This window comes from Cupriavidus sp. H19C3 (assembly GCF_049393815.1).
Classification (GTDB): domain Bacteria; phylum Pseudomonadota; class Gammaproteobacteria; order Burkholderiales; family Burkholderiaceae; genus Cupriavidus.
The window spans coordinates 1,560,182-1,577,134 of the sequence record NZ_CP184985.1 but is presented as its reverse complement, the minus strand read 5'-3'; the positions used below and the strand labels follow the sequence as shown (position 1 = coordinate 1,577,134).

Sequence of the window (16,953 nt, the reverse complement as noted above, 5' to 3'; positions counted from 1 at the left end):
CGGGCGAAGGAGAGGCCATCATGGACTTCAGTGCAATCGGCGGCATGGCGCTGGGCCTTGCGATCGCAGCCGGACCGAGCCCGGCGCACGGCGTGCCTGCGGTGTGGTCGGCACGCGTTACCCTGGCCTCGCCTGAAGACGCCAGCCGCCTCGCGCGCATCGTCGGCCATTTCGCGCTCGACGAAGCCGCCGGCGTAGCCCGCATCGAGACCGGTGCGCGCGGCATGGCGGCACTGCGCGCCGCGGGCCTTGCCGTGGAGGTGGATGAGTTCGACACGGCGCGCATCGCGGGCTTCCTGCAGCAGGCGGGGGCGCCACGCCGGCCGCGCGCGGTGGCGGAGCCCTATGCCAACGTGGCGTCGTGCTATCGCCAGGTGGGGCGCGTCAACGCCGACATGATGGAGCTGGCGCGGCATTTTCCCCACCTGGCGCGGGTCGCGCCGGTGGGGCTGACGTGGAGCCAGCAGCGCGGACTGGCATTGCGCGACGTCGCCGAGCGGGCCGTGCCCGCGGCGTTGCGCGCGCAATGGCCCGACAGCTTTGGCCGCGGCGCTCGCGACGGCATCCTCGCGCTCGTGCTCGGCCGCAGCAAGCCGGCCGGGCATCGCCAGCCGCGCATGGTGGTCACCGCATCGCTGCACGCGCGCGAAATGGCAACGGCGGAGATCGCCATGCGTTTTGCCGAATGGCTCGTGCGCAACTACGGGACGGAGCCGACCGCGACCTGGCTGCTCGATCGCCACGAATTGCACTTCATCGCGCATGCGAATCCCGACGGCAGGGCGCTGGCCGAGCGCAGTGCGATGTCGACCGGCGGCGGCTGGCGCAAGAACGTCAATGTCGCCGACGGTTACTGCAGCGCGGCGCCGCTCGAATCCGGTGTCGACCTCAACCGCAATTTTTCGTATGGGTGGAATGGCAGCGACGGCAAAGCATCGTCGTCCGATCCGTGCGATGAAACCTATCGTGGCGCGGCCGCGCTGTCCGAGGCCGAGACGCGGTCGATCGTGCACTACATCGCCGGCGTCAGGGATGCAGGTGGAAGCTACCGTGGCGGTGTCTTGCCCAACCTGCGCGCCACGTCGCCATTCAGGTCCATGCCCACGCCCACGCCCACGCCCACGCCCACGACCACGACCGCGTCCACGTCCACGACCGCGTCCACGACCGCGTCCACATCCGCCTCCAGGTCCGCGACCACGGCATTGGACGAGCCGGCACGCGAATCGCCGCATGGCATCCCGCGCGACTATCCCGGGCTCTATCTCGACCTGCACAGTTACGGCGGATGGATCCTGTGGCCCGAGCTGGAAGGCCAGCTGCCGGCCGACATGGACCTGTCGGCGCTGGCCCAGCGCATCGCCTGGCACACGCGCTACCGTGCCACGCGGCAACTGCGGTATCCGGTGGAAGGCGATGCCCCGTCGATGTTCCTGGCCGAACTCGGCGTGCCCGCCATGACGCTCGAGATCGGCAAGTCGTTCTACGAGCCCTGCTATGAATTCGAGCGCAGCACGGCGCCGCCGCTGTTCGATGCGCTGCGCTACGCGGCCCGCACGTTGCATGCGCCGCGCCTGCTCGCGCGCGGCCCAGACGTGAGCGACATCCGGTTGTCGCGCAACACGGCACAGCGTGGCCAGCCAGTCGTGATCCGCGCGACCATCGACGATGACCGGTACCGGTACGATGCGGGCCTGCGCGGCCAGCCGGCTGTGCCGCGCAACCGTGCGGCGCCTGTGCGCGGCGCCTATGCTTCGGTCGGCATGTTTCCCGATGAGGCCGGGGCACAGCGGATCCGGCTCGATGCGCGACGAACGGGACCGACGGTGGAAGTGTCCGGCGTGGTCGATACATCCGGCCTGGCATCAGGCCGGCACCTGCTCTACGTGCAGGGCGTGGGAGCCGACTGGAACTATGGCCCGCCCGATGCCGTGTTTATCGATATCACCCCGCCATCGAGCCGCCTGGGCAAATGAACGTGATGCGCATGGCCGCATGCGCTTCTGATGCGACAGCGGATAACTCGCATCGTCGCCACAGCATCTGACGCCTATTCGCGCACGCGCGACCCATACTCTAAGCGTGCGTTGCGAGCCCATGCGACGCGCGTAGAACAAATACTTGCAGTGCAGCCTTTTCCCGGGAGAAGGCATCGTGAACAGATCGCGCATCAGATGGATGGCGTCGCTGTCCATATCCTTCGTGCTGGCGGGCCGCACGCATGCCGCATGCATGGGGCTCGATACCGCTGCCGTCGCATGCACGGGCATCGATATCGGTCCGGTGACGAGCAACTATGCGGGCGGCAACGGTACGGTGCGACTGAGCCAGTGGTCGGTCGACGCGGGCCGCGCAAGCTTTGCCGCCAGCGCACCCCTTGGCACGATCGGCGTGACGGGTGCCGGCGTGTCCTTCACCAACGCTGCCACGGTGCTGGGATTCCCGGTGCTCGAAGTTGTCGGCATCGGCGGTGCCAGCCTCTCGCTCGACGGAGGCAGTATCGCTTCGCCCCAGAGTGGCGGCATAGCGATCGGGGTCACGACGGTCGGACCGGGATCGGCCCCGGTCACCGTGGTATTGCGCAACGTATCGCTGTTCGCCTGGCCGCTGGCCACGGGCGATACGAGCGTTCCCACTGGCGCGTTATACGTGCGCGGCGGGCGGCCTTCGGTCTTTCTCGCGGGTGGGTCGATCCATGCCTCGACCAACGGCGTCGGGGTGACTTCCTCCGGCACCGATCTCGACTTCGTCACGGATGCCGGCCAGACCATCGAGACGACCGGCACCAAGGCCTCGGCCATCGTGGTCAGCGGACCCGAGCGCGTGCATGTCGAGAACGGCGGTCTGGTCACCACGGACGGCGTGGCGTCGCATGGCATCGATGCGTTCTCGCTCAATGGGCCCATCGACATCGGCAATGCGGGAACGATCCGCACCGGCCAGGCCGCTGCAGGCATCTACGCCCTTTCCGGCACGGCTGCCATCACCATCCGCCAGTCGGGCGAGATCGTGAGTCAGGGGGCCACGGCGGACCTGCCGGCGCTATGGGTCAGAACCGGGGGCAACATCGCGATCGACAATGCGCCGTCAGGCAAGATCCATGGCGGTGGCGGAAAGGGGGCCGCCATCGCGCTCGACGGTGGGGCGGCGCAGACCATCGTCAACGCCGGCACGCTCGATGCGCTGAGCGACGTGGCCATCGTCGCCGACGTGCTCGACCGGTCCAGCACAGGCAAGACCCTGCATATCGTCAACAGCGGCGACATGACTGGCAGCGTGGCGGCGCGCACATCGGCGGTCACGCTGGAGAACAGCGGCACCTGGACGCTGCGTGGCGCCGTGGCGGAAGCCGGCGCGCAGGTGCGGACGCGGCTTGCCGTCGGCGTCAGCGATCTTGGCACCAGCGGTGCCAACACCGTCGACAACACGGGGACGCTTGCGCTCGCCACGCACGATGGCACCGCGACCTCGCTCGACGCCACGGGCCAGTATCTGCCATTTGGCGATGCACGTCACGCGCTCGCCCTGCAAGGGCCCGCGCAGGGTCAGTTGCTCGGCGTGCAGAGCTTCACCCAGACCGGCACGCTCGACCTGCAGCGCAACCCGGTCGCGGGCGATGTGCTGCTGATCAGCGGCGGTGCGTCGGCCGGCACCAGCGGTGGCGGCACCTTCGTATCGAACGGCGGCACGCTGAAGGTCGATACCGTGCTCGACGATGGCGCTTCGCATGGGATTTCCGATGTACTGGTGGTGGACGGCACGCGGGTGGGCGCGGCCGGCGCCACGCGCCTGGCCGTGCGCAATGCCGGCGGCGCGGGCGCATTGACGCCGGGCGACGGCATCGCCGTCGTCAACGTGCTCGATCGCGCGGCCTCTGCCTCGGGGGCGTTTGTACTCGATGGGCGCGTGGTAGCGGGTGCCTACGATTACCGGCTGTATCAGGGGGGTGTGACCGATGGTGGCGACGGCAACTGGTATCTGCGCTCCGCGCTGAATCCGCCCGCGCCCGTGCCGCCCCCCGCGCCTGATCCGCCCGATCCCCCCACGCCAAAGCCGCCGGCACCTGCGCCAGTGATCCCCATCATCCGGCCCGAGGTCGGTGCCTATCTCGCCAACCAGGCTGCCGCGCGCGACATGTTCCGGCACAGCCTGCACGATCGCGTGGGGGACGAGGTCCTGACCGAGCGCCGCTTCCTGCCGCGCCCCGGTACCGCGCATGCGGGCTGGGCAAGGGTGGCGGTAGGCCATGCCGACATGTCGTCCGGCCGCGCGCAGCTCGATACGGGCACGACCACGACGCTCCTGCAGTTCGGCGGCGATATTCATCGCTGGCGGCAGGGGCGGGGTCAGGGCCAGGGCCGTTACCACCTCGGGTTGATGGCCGGCATCGGCCATGCGTCGAGCCATACGGACTCCAGCGTGACGGGCTATCGCGCCGATGGCGAGGTGGACGGCTACAGCGTCGGCGTCTATGGCACCTGGTACGAGTACGTGACGGACCCCGGTGGCACCTATGTCGATGCCTGGATCCAGTATGGGCACTACAGCAACACCGTGAGCGGACAGTCGCTGCCGCGCGAGGACTATCACAGCGCCACGTGGTCGGGCTCGCTGGAGATTGGTTACGCGCTGCCCCTCAGTCGCGGGCGGCAGTACCTGTGGTACGTCGAGCCGCAGGCGCAGGTGACCGGCGTGTCGTACACCGGTGGCGGTCATGTGGAACGCAACGGCACGCGCATCGCGGCCGATGGCGCCAGCGGCGTGCAGACCCGGTTGGGGGTACGCGCCTATGCGCGCGCGCTCAACCGGAGCGCGCTGCGTGCGCAGCCGTTCCTGACGCTGAACTGGTGGCATGCAACTGGCGATAACGCGGTGGCATTCAATGGGCAGAGTCAGTCCGCGTCGAGCTCGGGCGATATCGGCGAGGTGAAGATCGGCGCGCAGGCCGAGTTGGGACGCAACTGGAGCGGATGGGTGCAGGGGGTGCTGCGGAAAGGCTTCGGTGGCGACTATCGCAGCTATTCGGGGTCGCTCGGGGTGCGGTACACCTGGTAGGAGCGACCATGGCGGCGCACCATGCGCGATGGAACCGGAGATGCCATGCCGCCGGGCAGCAACAGGCAGAAGGCGGAAAGCAAAAAAGGAAAGCGGAGAGAGCGGAAAGCGGAAAGCGAAAAGCGAAAAGCGAAAAGCGAAAAGCAAAAGGCCGATGCTTTCGCATCGGCCTTTCCTATTGGGTGGCTCCCCGACCTGGGCTCGAACCAGGGACCTACGGATTAACAGTCCGGCGCTCTACCGACTGAGCTATCGGGGAACAGCAGAGAAAGAAATTATAACCACCTTCTCTTTATTTCGTCAACAACTTTTTAATGTTTTGCTTTCGTGTGAAAGCGTTACGGCCAACATTAACCAGCGTTCGACGGAAATTCGGTCACTGTGCGCGCGACGCCAGAATCGGCTTCTGGCTTGGCTTGCAGCCTGGCATCCGGGAGATTCTGCCACCCGTACGGCCTGCCGTGCTCAACAGCGAGGCCGCATTATAGCGAGCCTTTTTCGTTTGTGCCAGAAAAAAACCGCCCGCAGGCGGTTTTTTTCGATGGCGCTTGCCGTGCTCAGTCGAACACCGGCGATTCCACGCCGAGAATCTTGTGCAGCTTCGGCGAAGTCGTCGTGTACTGCATGTGGATCTTCTTTTCCGGGAAGATGTACGGCGCGGCGCCGAACGCTGCCAGCGCGGCTTCGTGGAAGCCGGACAGGATCAGTTTCTTCTTGCCGGGGTAGGTGTTGATGTCGCCCACCGCGAAGATGCCCGGGATATTCGTTTCGAACTTCTCGGTATCCACCTTGATCTGCTTGCGCTCCAGGTCGAGGCCCCACTCGGCGATCGGGCCGAGCTTCGGCGACAGGCCGAAGAACACCAGCAGGTCGTCGAGCGGCAGGCGGCGCGTCACGCCGTCGGCGCCGGTTACCTTGACTTCGGTCAGCACGCCATCGCGCTCGTCGTAGCCGCTGATCTGGCCGACCAGGAACTGCATCTCCATCTGTTCGCACAGATCCTTCATCTTGGCCACCGATGCCGGTGCCGCGCGGAAGCCGTCGCGACGATGCAGCAGCACCACCGATTCGGCCTTGCCGACGAGGTCCAGCGCCCAGTCGAGCGCGGAGTCGCCGCCGCCGACGATCACGAGGTTGCGGCCGTGGAAGCGGCTCGGATCCTTGACGCGGTAGAACAGTTGCTTGCCGTCGAACTTGTCGATGCCTTCCACCTTGACCGTACGCGGCTGGAACGAACCCACGCCCGCGGCGATAAAGATGGTCTTGGTGAGAAAGCGCGTCCCGAGCGAGGTCTCGACGAAGAAGCGGCCATCCTCACGGCGCTCGACGATCGTGACTTCCTGGCCCAGGTGGAACGTGGGCTCGAACGGCTCGATCTGCTTGAGCAGGTTGTCGGTCAGTTCCTGGCCGGTACAGATGGGCACGGCCGGGATGTCGTAGATCGGCTTGTCCGGATACAGCTCCACGCACTGGCCGCCGACCACCTTGAGCGAGTCGATCACGTGCGCCTTGATCTCGAGCAGGCCCAGTTCGAAGACCTGGAAAAGACCGACGGGGCCGGCCCCGACGATCAGCGCGTCGATTTCCAGCGGTTGGCCGCCGGTGTTGGCACCGTTGCCTTGCTGCGTCGCGTCGGCCACGGGATTGGGAATGCTCAAGTCCATATTCGTCCTGATACGTTGTGGGCACGCAAAGGTGCCCGGCATTGCGGGAAAGCGCGCGGGGACGGCTTTCGCTTTCTATTGGTAGTTACCGCTGCAGGTACTGCAGCTTGTCGGTGGCGTCTTTCCACTCTTCGGCCTCGGCCAGCGGGGCCTTGGTCTTGGTAATGGACGGCCACACCCGGGACAGCTCGGCGTTCAGTTCGATGAACTGCTGCTGGTCGCCAGGCACATCTTCCTCGGCGTAAATGGCGTTCACCGGGCACTCGGCCACGCACACGGCGCAATCGATGCATTCGTCGGGGTCGATGGCCAGGAAGTTCGGGCCTTCGCGGAAACAATCGACCGGACACACATCAACGCAGTCGGTGTAGCGGCAACGGATGCAGGATTCGGTGACAACGTGAGTCATTTCGGTTCCAGAAAAACGGATCGGTCTTCGATGGGAAACAATATGGGCCACTGATCCCTTCCCCCCCGGATATCGCGCGGGCAGGTTGTCGCAACGCGGCATGGGCGAGCGCGGGCCGTGGCCTTTCAAAGACCGCTATTGTAGCCGAGCCTTCCCGCAAGGATAGCGGCTCTATATAGCCAGGTCAGATAGTTTTCTTATTTCTTTATGTGATTTGCGGGCTTTTTTGGGCCATCGCCCGTGCGGACCCGTATTGCGGGGTGCCGCGGAGCCTGCGGGAGGGGGCACGCGCCGGCGGTACGCGGCCGTCCTGGCGCGATTCCCGCCTACTATTCCCCTGTGCCATACGGGGTTTTGCCGGGGTTACGCCCCGTTGCCACCCATTGTTGCTACCTTTGCCACTGTTGCCATCCATGTCCCGCCCAGGAGCCTCCATGCCGCTGTCCCGCCGTCGCCTGTCTTGCGCCAGTCTTGCGCTGGTCGCCAGCCTGCTGGCGCCGGCCGCCCCGGCGCAGACGCTGGCCGCAACGTCGACCACGGCCGACAGCGTGGTGGCGCGGCTGGTGGCATGGCGCGCCCGCAGCGACCAGCCGGTGACGCTCTCGGCCCTGACCGCGTTCGAGTGGGACAGCTTCAGCGTGGTGCGCGCGCCGGCCGGCGTCGCCATGGCCAACTGCGGCCGCGAGGGATTCCTGCCGTGCGGTCCCGACCTGCAGCCGCCGCCCGATGCCATGGTGCAGGTGCTGCGCTTCGACCATGCCGGCCAGTCGGTCTACGAGGAGCGCATCATGGCGCCGTCCGGCCGCTTTGCCGAGCCGCTGCCGCAGGGGGTGCCGCGAGCGCGCGCGACGCTGGTGTCGTGCGCCGGCAATGGCGATGCGCACGCGGGCGCCGGCAGCCGCGAACGGCGGCGCGGCTGGTATGGTGGCGCATATGGCGGCGCCCAGGGAGGCGGGCAGGGCGGGCCGCAAGGCGGCACCGCGGCGGGCCCGCTCTGGTGTCTGGACGGGGGCCCCAAGCCGCGCGCGCCGCAACGCTTTCTCGATGGCGGCTGAGCCGGGCGCGCGTCACAGACGCATCACATCGGTTAGCATGTCTGCCTGAACCGGCAACGCCGTCTGGCCCGTCATGATTATCCGCTCGCTGCTCGACACCGACCTGTACAAGTTCACGATGATGCAGGTGGTGCTGCATCATTTTCCGCAAGCCCAGGTCGAGTACCGCTTCAAATGCCGCAATGCCGGCGTGGACCTGACACCCTACGTCGACGATATCCGCGCCGAACTGGCCCATCTCTGCGAGCTGCGCTTCACGGACGAAGAGCTCGAATACCTGCGCGCGATGCGCTTTGTCAAAAGCGACTTCGTCGACTTCCTCGCGCTGTTCCACCTGAACCAGAAGTACGTCGAGGTAGCGCCGTCGCCCAAGGGCGGCGGCGAAATCGACATCATCATTCGCGGCCCCTGGCTCCATACCATCCTGTTCGAGGTGCCGCTACTCGCCATCGTCAACGAGGTCTACTTCCGGCGCACGCAACCTGCAGCCGACCTCGCCGAAGGCCGGCGCCGTCTGGAAGCCAAACTCGAGCTGCTGAAGGCCGCGCCGTACGCCGAATGCGTGATCGCCGACTACGGCACGCGCCGCCGCTTCTCGCGCGACTGGCAGGAGGAGGTGCTGCTGACCGCGCGCACCGTGCTCGGCTCGCAACTGGCCGGCACCAGCAACGTCCATTTCGCGCGCACGCACAACCTGATTCCGCTCGGGACCATGGCGCACGAATACCTGCAGGCGTGCCAGGCGCTCGGGCCGCGCCTGCGCGATTCGCAGGTTTTCGCGCTCGAGAGCTGGGCCCGCGAATATCGCGGCGACCTCGGGATTGCGCTATCGGACACCTATGGCTTCGATGCCTTCCTGCGCGATTTCGATCTGTACTTCTGCAAACTGTTCGACGGTGTCCGTCACGACTCGGGCGATCCGCTCGAATGGGGCGAGCGCATGCTCGCGCATTACGCCGCCAATCGCGTCGACCCGCGCGGCAAGACGCTGATCTTCAGCGATGCGCTCAATATCCCCAAGGTCATCGAACTGTACGAGCGCTTCCGCGGCCGCTGCCGGCTCGCGTTTGGCGTGGGCACCAACCTGACCAACGATCTGGGCTACACGCCGCTGCAGATCGTGATCAAGATGGTGCGCTGCAACGGCCAGCCGGTGGCCAAGCTGTCCGATACCCCCGAGAAGACCATGTGCGACGATCCTGGCTACCTGGCCTACCTGCGCCAGGTGTTTGCCGTTCAGGCCGCCGCTTAGGAAAATTCACGCGCGCGCCGGGCCCGCCGGCGCGGCGTGCGCATGCGCTGCCTCTATAATCGCCGGGCTTTCCGCCGATTTCCCGCGATCTTCACCCGTTGAGCCGCCCATGGACACCAGTACCGCCCGCGCCCGAATCCTTGCCCGCATCCGCGCCGCCCAGGGGCGTCCGCGCGAGGTGACGCCCGGCGAGCGCGAAGCGGTGGCGGACTACCTCGCCCGCCATCCGCAAGGCCCGCGTCCGCCGGTTGGTGACGACCGGACGCAGGTGTTTAGCGAGCAGGCGCAGAAAATGGCGTCGACGGTCGATCGCGTGGCTACCCTCGCCGATGTGCCCGCCGCTGCCGCGCGTTACCTCGACGGGCTTGGCCTGGCCCGTCGCGCGGTGGCATGGGAGTCGCTCGGCGAACTGCCATGGGCAGCGCACGGCCTGGAGGTCGAGGCGCGCCCGCCGGTGCGCGATGTGGAGGGTGACCGTGACCATGGCGACCTCGTCGGCATTACCGGATGCTTCTGCGCGATTGCGGAGACCGGTTCGCTGATGCTGTTCTCGGGGCCGCAGACCTATGCGTCGGCTGCGCTGCTGCCCGAGACGCATATCGCGGTGGTGCCGGCATCGCGCATCGTCGCCAATCTCGAAGACGCCTTTGCGCGCATGCGCGACGAGCGCGGCCAGCTGCCGCGCGCCACCAATATCATCAGCGGGCCGTCGCGTACCGCCGATATCGAGCAGTCGCTGGTGCTGGGCGCGCATGGCCCGTATCGCGTGCACGTGATCGTGGTCGATCAGGCCTGAGGGCCCGGCCCCGCGCACCAGTTTGCGGAGATTGCGGCGCAATTTGAGACCTGTCTCAAAGGGGTTTGCTTTACACTTGGCCTTCGTTTCGCGACCAGGAGCCCTTGCCCGATGCGACGTGCCGCCAAGCCATTTCTCTCGCTGTCCCCGTCTCTGTTCCCGTCTCTGTCCCTGTTGCCTCTGTCCCTGTTGCCTCTGTTCCGGTTGCGGACGCTGAGCCTGTCTCTGACCCTGCTGTTGTTGCCGTCGCTGGTCAGCGCCGCGGAAATCGACGGTGCCGCGCTGTCCCCCGTGTGGGGCTTGCCGTTCGCCGGCATCCTGCTGTCGATTGCGTTGTGCCCGCTGCTGGCGCCGGCGCTCTGGCACCACCACTACGGCAAGATCGCGGCGGGCTGGGGCCTGCTGTTCCTGGTGCCGTTCGGCGTCATGTTCGGCGCGCACGCGGCCGCGTCCAACGTCGTGCACGCGCTGCTGGGGGAATACATCCCCTTTATCGTGCTGCTGACCTCCCTGTTTGTCATCGCGGGTGGCATCTGCGTACGCGGCAACCTGCACGGATCGCCACGGCTCAATACCGGGCTGCTCGCGCTCGGCACCGTCCTTGCCAGCTTCATGGGCACCACCGGCGCCGCCATGCTGCTGATCCGTCCGTTGCTGCGCGCCAACGACAACCGCCGGCATGTCGCGCACGTGGTGGTCTTCTTTATCTTCCTGGTGGCCAATGCCGGCGGCTCGCTGACGCCGCTTGGCGATCCGCCGCTATTCCTCGGCTTTCTCAAGGGCGTGGACTTCTTCTGGACGCTGCGCCATATCCTGCCGGAGACCGTGCTGCTCTGTGCGGTGCTGCTGGTCGTGTTCTATGTTGTCGACCGCCATTACTACCTGAACAAGGAAGAGGCGCTGCCGGTCGATCCCACGCCCGACACGCCGCGCATCAGCATCGAGGGCAAGATCAACTTCGTGCTGCTGCTGGGCGTGATCGCGCTGGTCCTGATGAGCGGGCTGTGGAAGCCCGGCATCGTGTTCGACGTCATGGGCACCGAGGTGCCGCTCCCGGCCGCCGTGCGCGATGTGCTGCTGATCGTGCTGACAGGTCTCTCGATATACCTGACGCCGGGCAGCGCGCGCCGCGGCAACGAATTCACGTGGGAGCCGATGCTCGAGGTGGGCAAGCTGTTCGCCGGCATTTTCCTTACGATCATCCCGGTGATCGCCATGCTGCGCGCCGGCACCGACGGTGCCTTCGCCGGCGTGATCCATATGGTCAGCGACGCCAACGGCCAACCCATTGACAGCATGTATTTCTGGGCCACCGGAATGCTGTCGTCGTTCCTCGACAATGCGCCGACCTACCTGGTGTTCTTCAATACCGCCGGCGGCGATCCGGCCACGCTGATGACGCGCGACGCGTCCACGCTGGCGGCGATCTCGGCCGGTGCCGTATTCATGGGCGCCAATACCTATATCGGCAACGCGCCCAACCTGATGGTCAAGGCGATTGCCGAGCACCGCGGCGTGCGCATGCCGAGCTTCTTCGGCTATATGGCATGGTCGGGCACGATCCTGCTGCCGATCTTCTTCGTGATGACGTTCATCTTCTTCCACGTGTGACCGCAATGAAGCCCTCCATTCTCGTGACGCGCGCGATCTTCCCCGACGTGATCGACCGCCTGGCGCAGTACTTCGACGTCGACAGCAACCAGGAAGACGCGGTGCTCGACGCCGCCGCGCTGCGGCAGCGGCTGGCGGGCAAGGCCGGCGTGCTGGCCAACGCCGCCGACCGCATCGATGGCGCGCTGGTCGGTGCGCTGCCGCAACTGCGCGCGGTCTGCAATATGGCCGTCGGCTACAACAACCTCGACGTTCCGGCGTTGACCGCGGCGGGCGTGGTGGCGACCAACACGCCGGATGTCCTCACCGAGACCACCGCGGACTTCGGCTGGGCACTGCTGATGGCCACGGCGCGGCGCGTGACCGAGTCCGAGCACTATCTGCGCGCGGGCAAATGGGAACGCTGGAGCTACGACATGCTGGTCGGCATGGATATCCATGGCGCCACGCTCGGCATTCTCGGCATGGGCCGCATCGGCCAGGCCATCGCCCGCCGCGCTGCGGGCTTTGGCATGCCGGTGATCTATCACAACCGCAGCCAGTTGCCCGCCGACACCGAGCGCGCGCTCAACGCGCGCTACGTCGGCAAGGAGGAACTGCTGGCGCAGGCCGACCACCTGATCCTGGTGCTGCCATATAGTCCCGCCAGCCATCATGCGATCGGCGCGGCCGAGCTGGCGCGCATGAAGCCCACCGCCACGCTGATCAACCTTGCGCGCGGCGGTATCGTCGACGATGCGGCGCTGGCGCAGGCGTTGCGCGCGCGCCAGATCTTCGCGGCCGGGCTCGATGTGTTCGAGGGCGAACCCAGCGTCCATCCGGACCTGCTGACGGTACCGAACGTCGTGCTTACCCCGCATATCGCGAGCGCCTCCGAAAAGACGCGCCGCGCGATGGCCAATCTTGCCGCCGACAACCTGATTGCCGCGCTCGATGCGGGCCCGCAGGCGGGCAAGCCGCCTTCGGTCATCAATCCCGACGTCATGCCGCGGCGTCGTTGACCATGACGTGGATGTCGCTCCTGACGCTGGTTGCCGCGCTGGTCGCGGTGGTGTTGCTGTTGCTGCTGCTGTGGCGTACGCAGGCAGGGTCGCCTGCGGGCGAACTGGCGCGCCAGCTCGCCGAGTTGCGCGGGCAGGTACGTGACGACGCCGCACGCGGGTTCGAACGCGTGGAGCGCGAACTGCGCCACGAGATCGACGAATCCGCGCGCGCCAATCGCGGCGAGGCCGGGCAGCAGATGATGCGGCTGCAGCAGGCGCTGCTGTCACAGCTGACCGAGATCGCGCGGCTGCAGAACAACCAGATCGATACCTTCGCGCAGCAGCTTGGCCGTCTGACCGAATCGAACGAACGCAGGCTGGTGGAGGTGCGTGCCACCATCGAGCAGAAGCTGCGCGATATCGAATCGAACAACGCCACCAAGCTTGAGGAAATGCGTCGCACGGTGGACGAGAAGCTTCACGCCACGCTGGAACAGCGGCTTGGTGAATCGTTCCGGCTGGTGTCCGATCGGCTCGAACAGGTGCACCGGGGTCTGGGCGAGATGCAGATGCTGGCGCAGGGCGTGGGCGATCTCAAGCGCGTGCTGACCAACGTGAAGACGCGTGGCACGTGGGGCGAAGTGCAACTGGAGATGCTGCTGGAGCAGATGCTCACCGCGGACCAGTACGGCAAGAATGTCGAAACCGTGCGCAACTCCGGCGCGCGCGTGGAGTTTGCGATTCGCCTGCCGGGCAAGGCACTCGGTGGCGACCCGGTCTGGTTGCCGATCGACGCGAAGTTCCCGAAGGAACAGTACGAGCGCCTGGTCGATGCGCAGGAGCGCGGCGATGTCGAGGGTGTGGCGGCCGCGGGCCGCGAGCTCGAAGTCGCGCTACGCGGCGAAGCGCAGAAGATTGCCGACAAATATCTGTCGCCGCCGGCCACCACCGATTTCGCGATCCTGTTCCTGCCAACGGAAGGGCTGTACGCCGAGGTGTTACGCCGTCCGGGCCTGACCGACCTGCTGCAGCGGCATTACCGCGTCACGGTGGCGGGACCGACCACGCTGACCGCGTTGCTCAACAGTCTGCAGATGGGCTTTCGTACCTTGGCGCTGGAGAAGCGCTCGAGCGAGGTGTGGGAGGTGCTTGGCGCGGTCAAGACCGAATTCGGCAAGTTCGGCGAGGTATTGGCCAAGACGCGCGATACGCTGGTGCGCGCGGCACGGAATATCGAACAGGCGGAAGTGCGGACGCGCCAGATGGAACGCAAACTGCGGACGGTGGAAGCGCTGCCCGGCGAGATGGCGGAACAGTTGCTGGGAACGGCCGCGGTGGGGGCTATGGGTGCTATGGGTGCAGAAGGGGCAGAAGGAGCAGAAGGAGCAGAAGGAGCAGAAGGAGCAGAAGGAGCAAAGGGTGCCGGTGCGCCACCATCGAGTGCGGACGGTGGTAACGATGGCGGTGCCGCGATGGGCGCCGGGATCGATGCTGCCCCCAATGTGGCACCTAATGTGGCACCCAATGTGGCACCTAATGCGAAAACCAATGTGGGAACCAAGGGGGGAACCCAAGCCTGAAAACCCTGCCGCAGGATCAGGATCGGCTACGCGCGGTACATCGGTCCTTTGGTGCGTCGGTCCTGCGGTGCGTCAGTCCTGCGGACCGGTCAGTTCCCGTACATGGACCTCGATGCCGCCGAAACGCGCGGCGACCCAGTTGTAGGCCTTGCATGCCAGCCACAGCAGGCCAAAGCCAAGCAGCGCATTGAGGATCATCGCCGTCAGCCAGGCAATTGCCGGCAGGTTCTCATCGCGCAGATAAGCCACGAACAATGCCAGTGCCACGATCGGTACGGAGAAGCACAGGTAGACCAGCACCAGCGCGCGGGCGGTCTTGACGGGGTGGAGGTAGGCAATCTCCTGGTTCATCACGGCAGTATGGGGTAGGGATCATTCAGATTTTGCGTGCTGCAAGTGTAGCGATTGCGCCTATGGCCGCATAGTCTGCATTGGTAACGCATGCGCAAATCATGGGGCCGAGCCAGCACGCCCGCGACGAGTGGTGCGCAAAAACGACAGTTTGGCCGATGGTATCGTTATCGATTCCCATCATCAATGTCACATATCCATACCAGTTCAGACCAGGCCATCGAACAGCATCACGTCGACACGATCGCCGGCCGCCACCATGTCCTGCGCGTGATCGAGCACGATAAAGCAGTTGGCCTCGCTCATCGAGCGCAGCACCCCCGAACCCTGCTGGCCCGTGAGGCGAACTTCCATCTCGCCATCGGCGCCGCGCGCGACGATGCCGCGTTGATATTCGGTGCGGCCCGGCTTCTTGCGGATCGGCCCCGCGCTGCGTAAGCGGATCAGCGGCAGCGGCGGTACCACTGCACCCATCTGTCGATGCAGGGCGGCGCGCACGAAATGGTAGAACGTGACCATGACCGCCACCGGGTTGCCCGGCAGGCCGAAAAGCAGGGCTTCGTGGCCGTTCGACGCAATCCGGCCGAACGCCATCGGACGACCGGGTCGCATGGCGATCTTCCAGAACGTGACCTCGCCCAGCCTTGCCATGGTCTGCTTGGTGAAATCGGCTTCGCCCACCGACACGCCGCCGGACGTGATGACCGCGTCCGCGCTTTCGCAGGCGGTGCGAAACGCGGCTTCGAGCGCGGCCGGATCGTCGCGCACGACGCCCATGTCGATCAGGTCCACTTCGAGCCGGCGCAGCATGCCGTGCAGCGTGTAGCGGTTGGAGTCGTAGACGCAGCCAGGATCAAGCGGCTCGCCGATCGATCGCAGTTCATCGCCGGTGGAAAAAAACGCCACGCGCAGACGCCGCCGCACCTTGATTTCGGCGACGCCCAGCGACGCCAGCAGGCCGATATCGGCCGGCCGCAGAATGCGCCCGCGCGGCAAGGCCGCCTGCCCGCGCGCCAGGTCCTCGCCGCGCAGGCGGCGGTTATCGCCGGCACGTACCGCGCGGGTGGCAAAGCGCACCCGCTGGGCGCCCGCGCTGGCATCGGGCGCCGGCAGCAGCTCCACCATCTCCTGCGGGATCACCGTATCGCAGCCGGGCGGCATGACGGCACCGGTCATGATGCGAACCGCCTGTCCTGCGTCCGGTGCCGCCCCGGTGCCATCGCCCGCGAACGCGGTGCCCATCACGTCGAGGCAGACCGTGTCGCCTCCGGCCTGGGCCAGCACCGCCCCCGCAAACGCATAGCCGTCCATGGCCGCGTTGTCGTGCGCCGGCACGTCGAGCGACGACACCACGTCCTCCGCCAGCACGCGGCCCAGCGCGGAACGGATGGCCACCTGTTCCACGCCACGGATCGGCTCGATCACGTCGGCGATGATGGCATTGACCTGGGCCACCGTCAGCGCGGTGGGGTCGTAGTCGGACAGGCACGAGATGACGGACTGGAGGGAAGGCATGGGCGTGATGGGTTCCGGTCAAGGCGCCTCGAAGGCGCGCAGGTCGTCCAGCGTATTGATATTGGCAAAGGCCGCGGCGTCCTGGAACGGGACTTCCACGAGCCGGTGGCGGGCCGCCCACGTTTCGATCTTGCGGCCACCTTGCGTCAGGTACGCGCGCAGGTCGTCGCGCGCGCTCACCGGCATCAGCAGAAAGGCCGGCTGCACCTGGCGCCGGCCGCTGGCGTCGACGGTGACGGGAATGGCCACTTCGGCCTGTTCGGCATCGAGCGCGGCGGCAAGGCGCGCCACCAGGTCTTCAGGCAGAAACGGCGTGTCGCACGGGGATGTCACCATCCATGCGGTGGTGCAGCGGTCGAGGCCTGCCAGCATGCCCGCCAGCGGACCCGCAAAGGCGGGCACGCCGTCCAGCTCCTGGTCGGGGACGACGGCCGCATCGAAGGGCATCCCCGCCGCCGCATAGGCGTCGACATTGCGATTGGCGTTGAGCAGCAGGGCACCGGTCTGGACCCCAAGGCGGCGCATCGTATGCACTGCCATCGGCACGCCATGCAACGGTTGCAGACCCTTGTCGGTGCCGCCCATGCGGCTGCCGCGGCCGCCGGCCAGCACCAGTCCGGTAATCTGCGCGCGTTCGATCATGGCAAGGGGCAGGCAACGGGTGCGTGCGGGAGTCGCGGGC

Annotated in this window: 13 protein-coding genes and 1 tRNA gene; 8 read left to right on the top strand and 6 right to left on the bottom strand. The window is 66.5% G+C overall.

Annotation, left to right across the window (positions count from 1 at the left end; all coding sequences use genetic code 11):
• Positions 1-20 precede the first annotated feature (20 nt).
• Entirely contained in the window at positions 21-1,976 is a 1,956-nt protein-coding gene (locus DFLDMN_RS07155; RefSeq protein ID WP_423197770.1) for a M14 family zinc carboxypeptidase, read from the top strand.
• A gap of 178 nt (positions 1,977-2,154) precedes the next feature.
• Complete coding sequence (locus DFLDMN_RS07150) at positions 2,155-5,055, top strand: autotransporter outer membrane beta-barrel domain-containing protein (RefSeq protein WP_423197769.1); 2,901 nt, start codon at positions 2,155-2,157, stop codon at positions 5,053-5,055.
• A 183-nt stretch (positions 5,056-5,238) separates the two neighbouring features.
• Here the strand turns inward: DFLDMN_RS07150 and DFLDMN_RS07145 are convergent.
• From DFLDMN_RS07145 to fdxA, 3 genes are all read right to left on the bottom strand, one after another.
• A tRNA-Asn gene (locus DFLDMN_RS07145) sits at positions 5,239-5,314 on the bottom strand.
• 298 nt (positions 5,315-5,612) lie between these two features.
• Complete coding sequence (locus DFLDMN_RS07140; protein ID WP_423197768.1) at positions 5,613-6,719, bottom strand: NAD(P)/FAD-dependent oxidoreductase; 1,107 nt, start codon at positions 6,717-6,719, stop codon at positions 5,613-5,615.
• 85 nt (positions 6,720-6,804) lie between these two features.
• Positions 6,805-7,128 carry a ferredoxin FdxA gene (gene fdxA, locus DFLDMN_RS07135; protein WP_423197767.1) on the bottom strand — a complete coding sequence of 108 codons (324 nt, stop codon included), beginning with the start codon at positions 7,126-7,128 and terminating at the stop codon, positions 6,805-6,807.
• A 434-nt stretch (positions 7,129-7,562) separates the two neighbouring features.
• On the opposite strand from fdxA, the gene DFLDMN_RS07130 reads away from it, so the two are divergent.
• From DFLDMN_RS07130 to DFLDMN_RS07105, 6 genes are all read left to right on the top strand, one after another.
• Positions 7,563-8,183 (top strand): hypothetical protein, encoded by a 621-nt coding sequence (locus DFLDMN_RS07130; protein WP_423197766.1) that lies wholly within the window; start codon positions 7,563-7,565, stop codon positions 8,181-8,183.
• A 73-nt stretch (positions 8,184-8,256) separates the two neighbouring features.
• Positions 8,257-9,435 (top strand): nicotinate phosphoribosyltransferase, encoded by a 1,179-nt coding sequence (gene pncB, locus DFLDMN_RS07125; protein ID WP_423197765.1) that lies wholly within the window; start codon positions 8,257-8,259, stop codon positions 9,433-9,435.
• Positions 9,436-9,544: 109 nt separating this feature from the next.
• On the top strand, positions 9,545-10,231 hold the full coding sequence (locus DFLDMN_RS07120) for a LutC/YkgG family protein (RefSeq protein WP_423197764.1): 687 nt from the start codon (positions 9,545-9,547) through the stop codon (positions 10,229-10,231).
• A 171-nt stretch (positions 10,232-10,402) separates the two neighbouring features.
• Entirely contained in the window at positions 10,403-11,842 is a 1,440-nt protein-coding gene (locus tag DFLDMN_RS07115) for a sodium:proton antiporter (protein WP_423198346.1), read from the top strand.
• A gap of 5 nt (positions 11,843-11,847) precedes the next feature.
• On the top strand, positions 11,848-12,843 hold the full coding sequence (locus DFLDMN_RS07110; protein WP_423197763.1) for a 2-hydroxyacid dehydrogenase: 996 nt from the start codon (positions 11,848-11,850) through the stop codon (positions 12,841-12,843).
• A gap of 2 nt (positions 12,844-12,845) precedes the next feature.
• Complete coding sequence (locus DFLDMN_RS07105) at positions 12,846-14,405, top strand: DNA recombination protein RmuC (RefSeq protein ID WP_423197762.1); 1,560 nt, start codon at positions 12,846-12,848, stop codon at positions 14,403-14,405.
• 72 nt (positions 14,406-14,477) lie between these two features.
• On the opposite strand, the gene DFLDMN_RS07100 is transcribed toward DFLDMN_RS07105, so the two are convergent.
• From DFLDMN_RS07100 to mobA, 3 genes are all read right to left on the bottom strand, one after another.
• The gene (locus DFLDMN_RS07100; protein ID WP_423197761.1) at positions 14,478-14,756 is read right to left on the bottom strand and encodes a hypothetical protein; all 279 of its coding nucleotides are present in this window, start codon (positions 14,754-14,756) and stop codon (positions 14,478-14,480) included.
• A gap of 207 nt (positions 14,757-14,963) precedes the next feature.
• Positions 14,964-16,271, bottom strand: a complete 1,308-nt coding sequence (gene glp / locus DFLDMN_RS07095) for a gephyrin-like molybdotransferase Glp (protein WP_423197760.1) — start codon at positions 16,269-16,271, stop codon at positions 14,964-14,966.
• 18 nt (positions 16,272-16,289) lie between these two features.
• Positions 16,290-16,913, bottom strand: coding sequence for a molybdenum cofactor guanylyltransferase MobA (gene mobA / locus DFLDMN_RS07090; protein WP_423198345.1), 624 nt, complete (start codon positions 16,911-16,913; stop codon positions 16,290-16,292).
• Positions 16,914-16,953 lie beyond the last annotated feature (40 nt).